Genomic DNA, 10020 nt, shown 5'->3' on the forward strand with positions numbered 1-10020 from the left:
CCGACGGCCGTCGTTTGGACGGTATAGACCGGGCTGTCGAACGAGACCCGGACATGTGACTGGGCACCCAGATTGTAAATCTCGTCGGGCTCGATGTTGAGAACCAGATTGGTCAGATTCTGTCCGTCGGTCAGATCGCCATAGTGCAGAAACAACCGCGCGTCGGCGTTGTGCGGATCGGTATAAATGTGCTCGATCCGATCGGTGTTGAACGTGCTGCTGCGACGGACGATGCCATGCACCACATAGCCTTCCTCCAGCAACAACTCGGCCAAGTACGACCCGTCCTGGCCGGTGATTCCCGTGATCAGTGCCGTCTTTGAATTGCCTGATGCGTTGCTCATGGTTCGTTTCGCCGTCGAATTAATAGCAAGAATGTGTGGTTTTTGGGTACGGCGGGGCGCGTCACGTTTGTGCCGCCGGACAGGTCAGACTGCCCGCAGCGCGCCGGATTGGCTCGCACGTAAAAAGTCTTCGTAGGTTTTTCGGACGCCGGTTTCCAGATCAATGCGCGGCTGCCAACCCGTTGATTTGATCAAATCGATGTTGGTGCGTTTGACCGGGGTGCCGTCGGGCTTGGAGGTATCCTGAGAGATTTTACCGTCGAATCCGGTCGTTTCGGCAATCAATTCGGCCAATTCCCGGATCGAAATGTCGGTTCCGGTGCCGACATTGACCAAATTCGGCGGCTGGTCCAGATTGACCAGATGAATCAACCCGCGGGCCAGATCATCGACGTGCAGAAATTCGCGTCTCGGTGTGCCGGTCCCCCAGACCACCACTTCATCCAAACCGTCACGCACCGCTTCGTGAAAACGACGAATCATCGCCGGCATCACGTGTGAGTTTTCCGGATGGTAATTGTCGCCGGGGCCGTAAAGATTGGTCGGCATGGCGGAATGAAACTTAACACCGTATTGGGTTCGGTAGTGCTCACACAGTTTCAATCCGCTGATCTTCGCCAACGCATACGCTTCGTTGGTCGATTCCAAAGGCCCCGTCAGCAGACAGTCTTCCGGCATCGGTTGGGGAGCCATGCGGGGGTAGATGCATGTGCTGCCGAGAAACAGAAATCTGGCGGTGCCAAACCGATACGCGGCATGAATCGCGTTGGCCGCCATCATCAAGTTGTCATAGATGAATTCGGCCGGATAGGTGTTGTTGGCGTGAATGCCTCCAACTTTGGCCGCCGCAAACACGACCACATCGGGCCGCTCGGCGTCGAAGAATGACTCGACATCCGCTTGCCGGATCAAATTCAATTCGCTCCGGTCGCGTGTGATCAGGTCATCGTCATCGATGCCGAGTTGTTGCAGATGACGAACAACCGCGGCGCCCACCATCCCACGATGACCGGCGACATAGATTCGTCCCTTGGGAAGTTGTTCCGAAGTCATTGGCTGAAACGATTGCGTTAGGTCAATTCGCGAAGCCACTACGACTTCGGTGTGCGAAAGGTCATCAAGACGAAAACGAAAGCCGGGATGACTTTCGCGGCAGAGGTACTGATCGGATCGAAAGGTTTAGAATCCGATCCCGTGATACTCGAATCCCTTGGCCTTGAGCCCCAGGTCTTTCAGTCGGTTGCGGCCGTCGAACACGAACGCCGGCTTTTTCATGGTTGAATAAATCGCGTCAAAATCGGCGTCCGCGAATTCATCCCATTCGGTCAAGATGGCGATCGCATGGGCGTCACTGGAGGCTTCTTGAGCGCTCGAGGCGAATGTCACGTGTTGTTCGATCAGTTCGCGTTTGGCTTCACTGATTTTGTTGTCGCCCTCGGTGAACACGTATTCCAAATCGTTCAGGATTTGATGCTCGCTAACTTGCGGATCGTAGATGCAAAGGCGGGCCTTTTCCAACAACAGGTCGCGGCAGACATAGATGGATGCCGATTCACGCGTGTCGTTAGTATCTTTCTTAAACGCGAATCCCCAAATGCCGATCTTCTTGTCCGAGACGGTGTTGAACATCGTTCGAACCATTCGCGTGACGAAGCGTTGTTTTTGGTGATCGTTCATTCGAACGACTTGTTCCCAATACGCTGCGACTTCGGGAAGACCGAAGTACTCGCACAGGTAAACCAGGTTCAGAATGTCCTTCTGAAAACAACTGCCCCCAAAACCGACCGAGGCTTTGAGAAACTTGGGTCCGATGCGAGAATCGGTTCCGATCGCGGCAGCCACTTCATCAACGTCCGCCCCGGTTGCTTCACACAGGGCGCTGATGGCGTTGATGGACGAGACGCGTTGGGCGAGAAACGCATTGGCTGTCAGCTTCGAAAGTTCGCTGCTCCACAAGTTCGTCGTCAGCAAGCGGGCCCGTGGCACCCAGTTGGCATAGATGTCGACAAGCGCTTCGATCGATTCGGGACGTTCGCCCCCGATGAGCACTCGATCGGGTTCCAGCAAGTCTTCGATGGCCGTCCCCTCGGCCAGAAATTCTGGATTGCTCAAAACGTCGAAGGTCGCATTGTTGGCCGTATTGGACAGGATCCGTTTGACCGCTTCGGCGGTACGCACCGGCAACGTCGATTTCTCAACCACGATCTTGTGGCCTTCGGAAACCTCGGCGATACGTCGGGCACATTTCTCAACGAACTCAAGGTTCGCCGCTCGACCGGCCCCGACACCAAACGTTTTGGTCGGTGTGTTGACCGAAATGAAGACCATGTCGGCGGCGCGAATCGCCTGATCGATTTCGGTCGTAAACGTCAGATTCTTGCCGCGGCTGGAATGAACGATTTCGTCCAAGCCCGGTTCGTAGATCGGCAGACGGTCTGAATTCCATTGCGCAATCCGATCGGCGTTGATGTCGACGACCTTGACGTCAATATGAGGGCACTTGTGTGCGATCATTGCCATCGTGGGGCCGCCGACATATCCGGCTCCGATGCAGCAAATCTTAGAAACGGGATCGATCGTTGTTGTCATCGTTTGTCCATCGCGAAAGGAGATTCAGAGACCAGTAGCGGAATTCAGGCGTCGCTGCCTTGGGGTTCGGGGGCACTGCCGAGTGGTTCCAATTGGCAATCGTCTAATTTGACGCTGACGCCTTGGTCCATGAATCGGACCGAAACCAGCAGTCGAGTCTCTTGATCGCGGCGAATCACCACGCCTTCGAACCCTGCAAAGGAACCGTTCTTGACGCGAACCTGCTGCCCCGGCTGCAACCGACCTTCGACCGAAAGCGGGACGCCGATGTCGACCAGCTCGCTAATCTGGGTCAAATCGTAAATCAGCGGCTCCACATCGGTGATCTCGGTCGCCTTTTGGACACAACCGGTACAGATCGACTGGTAGCGTGATTCATCACCGCCACAGAGAAACACATAGTTGTTGAACAGCGGCACGTAGCTGGTTCGGATGCGACCGTTGGGAGAGCGCCGCCGTTGCTCGATCTGGGGACCGTAGTGCGGGACCTGCAACTGGCGGAGCTGACGCATCAGTTGCTTCTCTTGCCGCGACTTGGTGTAAAGCAACCACCAGCGGGAGAGTTTTGCTTGGTCGGACGCGAGCAGATCGTCTGGAAATCGATCGGGTTCTTTCGCGAGTATTGGCATTGGGATCACCCCCGGTGATGTTTGGGCGGGTGGACTGGAAATGCGATGGACGTAGTTTGAACGAGGCGGCGGAGATTGTTAAGTGAAGGGGCGCTGCGATTAGCGCGGACTTCGTCCACGTGGGTGACACACAGCCCTTGGATGGGGGTAGCGTGTGATTACCCGACCTTTGTTTCCATCGTGTATTGGGCCGATCTACAACGACAAGTTTGCGTAGTCGGCCGATTTTGCCTGTCGGCTACAAATTGTGTCGGCGTAACAGCCAGACTTCAATGAGCAACCCGACCGCCGAACCCATTCAATCCCGCCTTCGATGTGCAGCGAAACGCTTTTGATTGCTGTGCCGATCGTGCGGGAATGACCCCCAACTGAGGTGCGAGTCTCGGCGTCCCGGTCCTTTAGGATTGTCCCAGAGACCGGTGAACTGGAGAAGGACAGGGGTGAAGATACCCAGCGGGGTTTTCGTCGACATGCTGCGCTCAAGTGTGTCGAACGAATCAAAGAGCCGGTTCAATCGTGGCGAGAGATCAGTGACGGCTGGGCACAAGCGGCGGACCCGCCGTGCGCTCGGTGTCAGCGTACCGGGGTGCCGGCACAACTCCGGCCACTCGGACATCGGCGGGTGTGGCGTGCTGCCGTTCCAGTTCGGCGATGATCAACTGAATCTGCGGCTCAAGGTCCACCAACCTTAAACTCAAATCCGCGATTCGTTCATGAATTCTCGGCGACGTGGCGGAGGCGACGACATGAAGCGTCCCGATATTCACCGTGTTTTGACTGCGACCGACCGTGATCACGATGGGCCATCGGACTTGAACCTGTTTGTCTCGATCGGGCATCCGAACGTCTGACCAACTGGCGTGATAGCCTTCGTGCAGCCACGACAAATTGAGATCAATGCTGATCTTGGCCAGGTTGTGGATCTGGGCAAAATCCACCAGCGGCTCCCAAATCAGATTCCAGTCGCCGCTACCTTGCAGCGGCAAACAACGGTGATTCTTTTCGAGCGAAGATTGCCGCGGCGTGATAAAGAACGATCGCGTCATGTGCGAAGCTTTCATCATCAACAGCTGACATTCCGCGTGACCGAATGAACGCGTCACCACGAGGAACGTGCCGGCAAGGATCATTCCGAGCAACGCCAGCCAAGGCATGGAGTAGTGGGCCGATGCGATCGCGAGAACCGTGGTCAACGAACAGAGGCCGGCGACGATGAATAGCATGCCGAAATGCCCGTATTTTTTCTGCAGCAGGTGGTGCAGGTGGGCGCGATCGGTCGCGTAAATGCTTCTGCCGGTCAACCAGCGGCGGGCAATGGCGGCGGCGGAGTCAAACAGCGGTACTGCCAGGATGGCGACCGGCGCCGATGCCAACAATGTGGAACCTTTGACGCTGCCCCACACCGAGAGGACGCCGACCAGCAATCCGATGACCATGCTGCCGGCGTCACCGAGGAAGATCGTTGCCGGAGGTTTGTTGAAAAACAGGAACCCGATCAAGCTGCCCGCCAGGCAAAAAGAAAAAATGCATCCCAACGGCGTGCCGTGTTCCCAGCTGAGTACGGCCAGCCCCAGACTGATGAAACATCCGGCGGTGGTCGCCACCCCGTCGGCCCCATCAATCAAATTGAGCGCATTGACGGCAACCAGCAACCACAGCACGGTGACGGGAAAGGCCAGCGACCCCAGGTAGATCTCAAAGCCCATCAGGCCGATCTTGTCGACCACCGTGCCGCTGCCGACCAGTGCAGAGATGATCAGAATCTGGAGCAGCAGCTTTTGGCGTCCTCGCATCACCCAGGCATCGTCGATCAATCCGACGACCAGGATTGCGCCGGCGGCGAAGACCAACCCGTACCAACGCGACGTAACGTATCCCAAGTCAAAGTCGCCGAAGGACCGGTCGTAAAGGATCGTGCTGACGAATCCCACCAACAGGGCGCCGAACACCGCCACTCCACCACACAGCGCAATGGGCTCTCGGTGAAGCTTGCGCTCGTCGTCAGGCGCATCCACCATTCCGACGCGGCGTGCCATGAAACGAACGACCGGGACCAGTACTGTCGCAGCAAGGATGGAGCAAAGGAGCGAAACCAGGGTCAACCAAATCATTGGTGTCTTATCATGCGGCTAAAAAAGTCGAAACGTCGAAGCTGACCGTTTGACTCGTCCCCCCCGTGGGGAAAACGTGTTGGTCATCACAGTTTACCCGACGATTACAGAAGCACTCAGTGTAAAAGGGAACCCGTTTTGGAGAATGCTTTGAATCTTCATTTTGGGTGTTCTTTGCAACGATCGGAGGGAAAGCCCGCCCGGATATCCCCTCCCGGGCGGTGGATTCATCACTAAAAGAACGGTCCACAAAGGCGATAGAACCCCTACAGCTGACGTTTCCGTCAGTTTTGGCTAAATCCTTTCGACCGTTACGGCGATAAACACCCCTAGGACGGTACGCCATGAACCGGTGGGCTGCCCGAAATGCTTGACCCAATTTCGAATTCCGCCAGCAGCCAAGGGGGGCCAAATGGCGATTCGTTCAACACGTGCGGCCAGCGCACCCGAACACCACCCGATTCCGTCGGGACGCAACTCCGAAACACCACCGCAATCGACCTGCGATCGCGGCGCACGACCGAAGCGTCGCAGGACGGCCCGGCGCCAGCTGCGATCGTTTCTCATTGCCGGGACCGCAGCTTTCATGCTCGCCGGCGCCTCGGGATGTTCGTTGGTCTCCAACGCATATCGACAGGTACGGAAAGCGGAGTACCTGGACGAGTTCATGCTCGCCCATCGCAACAAGGTCTTCGCGACAAAAGCTTGGTTGCGAGAAAAGCACTGCCACAAGAACCGTCCACACCTGGCTGAGTTCAAAGCAGGTTTCCTGGAAGGATACGCCGACGTGGCCAGTGGTTCCGACGGCTGCATCCCCTGTGTCGCGCCGAGCCAATACTGGGGGTGGAAATACCAGTCCCCCGGTGGACAGGCCGCGATCGACGCTTGGTTCGCCGGCTATCCGCTGGGAGTCAAGGCGGCCGAACAGGACGGCGTCGGGTATTGGGGCCGTGCCCCGATGGTGGCCCATCACCCGCCAGCCGCTGATACCGACACGATGCCCGAGAAGGCCGAGCCTGTGCTCGGTCCCGATGGAAAACCGATTCCACCGGAGATCATTGTCCCGGGATCGACGCGTATCATTGAGACGACAACGCCGTTTGAGTCGTTGCCGGCCGAAACGCTGACACCGCCGGCCATCGAGCTCGGCGAACCAGAACTCGATCCGGACACGTTTCGTGCCCCCGGAATCGGGGATGATGCCGCGTTGAAATCGAATTCCGATCGGCCGGGCACCGGCAGCGAGGTGGACAGCTTGGTCGATGCGGCGACCCTGGTGCCGCGTCAATCGTCAACCACCTACACCCTGGAAGACTTTGGTCGTCCGACCGGTTCCCTGGGTGAAGATGCGATCGAAGGGATTTTCGGTTCGATCGAAATGCCCACCCCTTCAAGTGGCGCCACTTTGGAAACAAATGCGTCACAAGCTCAATCAGGGCCTTCCCACAACGCTGACGCAGTCGTCGAGACGGCCAGTGCCGCCTCGGACGAGATTCCATTTAAGTTTGAATAGCAGCAGCCAGTGGTCGCTTCAATCCACGCTGAAAACCTACAGTGACGAGTGCAGGGATGAATAAAAGTATTACTAACTTGGGGCCAGTTCTGTCACGGACCGACGGACATGACCTCGGTGACCACCGAGTCTGCCGCGGCGGTCTGCTCGGATCCCTTCGCACTGGCCTTCGGTGTCTCAGTGCCAAGGCGGTTGCAGCCGTGCTGATGGCGGGCTCGCTGACCGGATGCTCCGCGTTGACACAGCCGATTGATGGTGTGCCCGCCGCTCGGCTGCCCCAACAATACTTCGCCGAACCCAAGAACGATCTTGTACCGGTGGACATCTCGGCTCTGTCGCTCGAACCGCCGCGTGAATACCTGATCGGTCCAGACGACATCCTCGGTGTGTACATCGAAGGTGTGCTGCCGTTCAATCCGCCCAACGCACCACCGGAACCGCCGCCGGTCAACTTCCCCGACGCCGAAAGCACCTTGCCGCCGTCAATCGGATACCCGATCGCCGTGCAGGAAGACGGGTCACTGGCGCTGCCTTTGATCGAACCGCTGAACGTCGATGGGTTGACCCTCGATCAGGTCCGCGACGCGATTCGCGATGCCTACATCGATAACGATATCCTGCGGCCCGAGAAAGCACGTCCCATCGTGACCGTCATCAAAGAGCGGACGATCGATGTCATCGTCGTTCGTGAAGACGGCGGAAGCAGTGGAGGACTGACCAACCAGAGCGTCGGAGCCCAGTTCGTCTTGGGCGGGAGTGACCGCAGCGCGACCGGCGGACTCGTCAAACTGAGAGCCTACCAGAACGACATTCTGCACGCATTGGTTGAAACCGGCGGTCTGCCAGGCCTCAGTGCAAAAAATCAAGTCAAAGTGCTTCGTGCCAACGAAGAGAATAAGGCGGCACGTGAAGCATTCTTGAAGAAATTTCGGGCTCAACGCCAAGCGGCGATGCTTGACCCCTGTGCCTGCCTGCCGAAGTTGCCCGAGGATCCCAATATCTTGAAGATCCCGTTGCGGCTTCCGCCCGGCGAATCGCCCAACCTGACCCCAGAGCAAATCACGCTGAAAGATGGAGACATTGTTTACATCGAATCGCGAGCAACGGAAATCTTCTACACGGGCGGATTGCTACCCGGTGGCCAATTCCCCTTGCCGCGTGACTATGACCTCGACGTCCTCGGAGCGATGGCTCTGGCCGGACAAGGCGTCTATGGATCAGTAGGTCGCGGCGGCGGAGGAGGAATCGGAGGCATCGGCGGACAGATCGCGACGATTCCACCGGGCCGACTGTTCATCCTTCGAAAAACCGACTGCAACGGCCAAGTCGCCATCGAAATCGACTTGACCAAGGCCATCAACGATCCCAAATCACGGCCGCTCATTCAGGCCGGCGACACGCTGATCCTGCAGTACAAGCCCGAAGAAGAACTGCTGAACTTCGGTCTGGGAACGTTCTTCACCTACGGGATTCAAGAACTGTTGCGGAACAACTAAACCGTCCGCAACCCGATCGTCCTCGCTTTACCGATCGCCGCGAAAGGCAACTTTCGCGGCGATTGTTCGTTTCAAACAGGTCGTCTTTCGAGCAGGCCTGCGTAGACGCTCCGTGAAAGTCGACGCTCCGTGAAACTGGTGTGGTGCGTCTCTCCCCACGCCCCGCTACCGCGCCACTTCATCCCATTTCAACACGCGAATCGATCCGCTCGGTTCCATAAACTCATACGCCCCCATCTCATAACCCTGAAAGCTCGGGCGGGCGTTTCCGTCCAGGTCAATCGAAACCAAACCCGCCAAGTCGGTACCCGAATTGATTGCCGGTGAACCCATCGACAAATGAAAATCGCCCGTCGCTGGATCGGCAAACAGCGGCGGGTCATTGGTCTCGCCAATTCCCACGGAACTGTTGACGTAAGGGCGACGCAACGCATGAACCACGTTGTACTGGTGGTCGAACGTGCCGCCGGGCCGGGCGTTGTAGAGGCCAAAGTACACCGCGTCGAAAATCGAATTGCGGATCGTGGTCGAGCCCTCGTAACGAATCAACCCGTAAAACTTCGCAGCGGCGACGGTCGTGTGCACGATCGAATAATCCGCGTCGGTGGCCCGCAAGTAGATCCCGTAGTCCGTCCCCGCGATCACCGTGTTGGTGACCGCGCCTCGATCGGTCTGCAACGCGATTCCGTATCGCCCCGTGCGGATGGTGGATTGCGAGACGTCGCAACGGTCGCCCCTGGCCAGGATCGCCCAACTGCCTGTCAGCCGCGCGAACGCGCAGCGATGGATCGCCGCCGATCCACTTGCTTGGTAAATGCCGATGCTGGACAAATCCGCGACATTTAACGCGTCGACCGTCGCGCGGGTGTGATTCAACACGAGTCCCTGTCGGCCGTTCCGAATGCTGCTGTTGCGGATCGACACGGGCAACGGGTTCGCCGGATCGCCACGGACATAAACCCCAGCACCGGTTGCCCCCGTCACGACGGCTTTGGAGATCTGGACCGGCAGATTCGTCGTTCCAACGGCTCGCAGGTAAATGCCGTAGGCGGCATCATTGAAACGGGAGTCACTGATATCGCACCCGCCGTCCAGGTAACCCAAAACACCGTAACGCGTCGCGGTCAATGAACATTGCGCAATCGACAGGCTGCCGCGGGAGCTATACGCGCCGATTTCGTTGCCGGCAAGCTCGATGCCCGTCATGGTCAGCTTCTCTTTTTGGCACAGCACACCATACTGGTTGCCGGTCATTGCGACATTCATCGCCGGTAGCAGCGTCAACGGTTGATTGTTGACCCGCAGGCCGTAACGGTTGTTGTTGAGCTCGAGATTGGC

At 57.7% G+C, this 10020-nt stretch carries 8 protein-coding genes; 2 read left to right on the forward strand and 6 right to left on the reverse strand.

Going from position 1 to position 10020, the window contains the following annotated elements; translation table 11 throughout:
- The 5 genes from ABX749_RS09905 to ABX749_RS09925 all read right to left on the reverse strand — a co-directional run.
- Window positions 1-344 (reverse strand): GDP-mannose 4,6-dehydratase (locus tag ABX749_RS09905; RefSeq protein WP_372895834.1); only part of this gene is annotated, 344 nt, incomplete at its 3' end.
- An 84-nt stretch (window positions 345-428) separates the two neighbouring features.
- Window positions 429-1397, reverse strand: coding sequence for a GDP-L-fucose synthase family protein (locus ABX749_RS09910; RefSeq protein WP_372895835.1), 969 nt, complete (start codon window positions 1395-1397; stop codon window positions 429-431).
- Window positions 1398-1523: 126 nt separating this feature from the next.
- Entirely contained in the window at window positions 1524-2933 is a 1410-nt protein-coding gene (locus tag ABX749_RS09915) for a UDP-glucose 6-dehydrogenase (RefSeq protein WP_372895836.1), read from the reverse strand.
- Window positions 2934-2977: 44 nt separating this feature from the next.
- Complete coding sequence (locus ABX749_RS09920) at window positions 2978-3562, reverse strand: transcription termination/antitermination protein NusG (protein WP_145207265.1); 585 nt, start codon at window positions 3560-3562, stop codon at window positions 2978-2980.
- Between the two features lie 527 nt (window positions 3563-4089).
- Window positions 4090-5673, reverse strand: a complete 1584-nt coding sequence (locus ABX749_RS09925) for an MraY family glycosyltransferase (protein WP_372895837.1) — start codon at window positions 5671-5673, stop codon at window positions 4090-4092.
- A gap of 613 nt (window positions 5674-6286) precedes the next feature.
- Between ABX749_RS09925 and ABX749_RS09930 the strand changes: the two genes are divergently transcribed.
- Together ABX749_RS09930 and ABX749_RS09935 are read left to right on the forward strand one after the other, a co-directional pair.
- Window positions 6287-7186 carry a hypothetical protein gene (locus tag ABX749_RS09930; RefSeq protein WP_372895838.1) on the forward strand — a complete coding sequence of 300 codons (900 nt, stop codon included), beginning with the start codon at window positions 6287-6289 and terminating at the stop codon, window positions 7184-7186.
- 206 nt (window positions 7187-7392) lie between these two features.
- Window positions 7393-8682, forward strand: coding sequence for a polysaccharide biosynthesis/export family protein (locus ABX749_RS09935; RefSeq protein WP_372895840.1), 1290 nt, complete (start codon window positions 7393-7395; stop codon window positions 8680-8682).
- Between the two features lie 165 nt (window positions 8683-8847).
- Here ABX749_RS09935 and ABX749_RS09940 read toward each other — a convergent pair.
- On the reverse strand, window positions 8848-10020 hold a 1173-nt coding region (locus ABX749_RS09940; RefSeq protein ID WP_372895839.1), incomplete at its 5' end, for a right-handed parallel beta-helix repeat-containing protein.

It is taken from the genome of Stieleria sp. (genome assembly GCF_041595215.1).
GTDB lineage: Bacteria > Planctomycetota > Planctomycetia > Pirellulales > Pirellulaceae > Stieleria > Stieleria magnilauensis.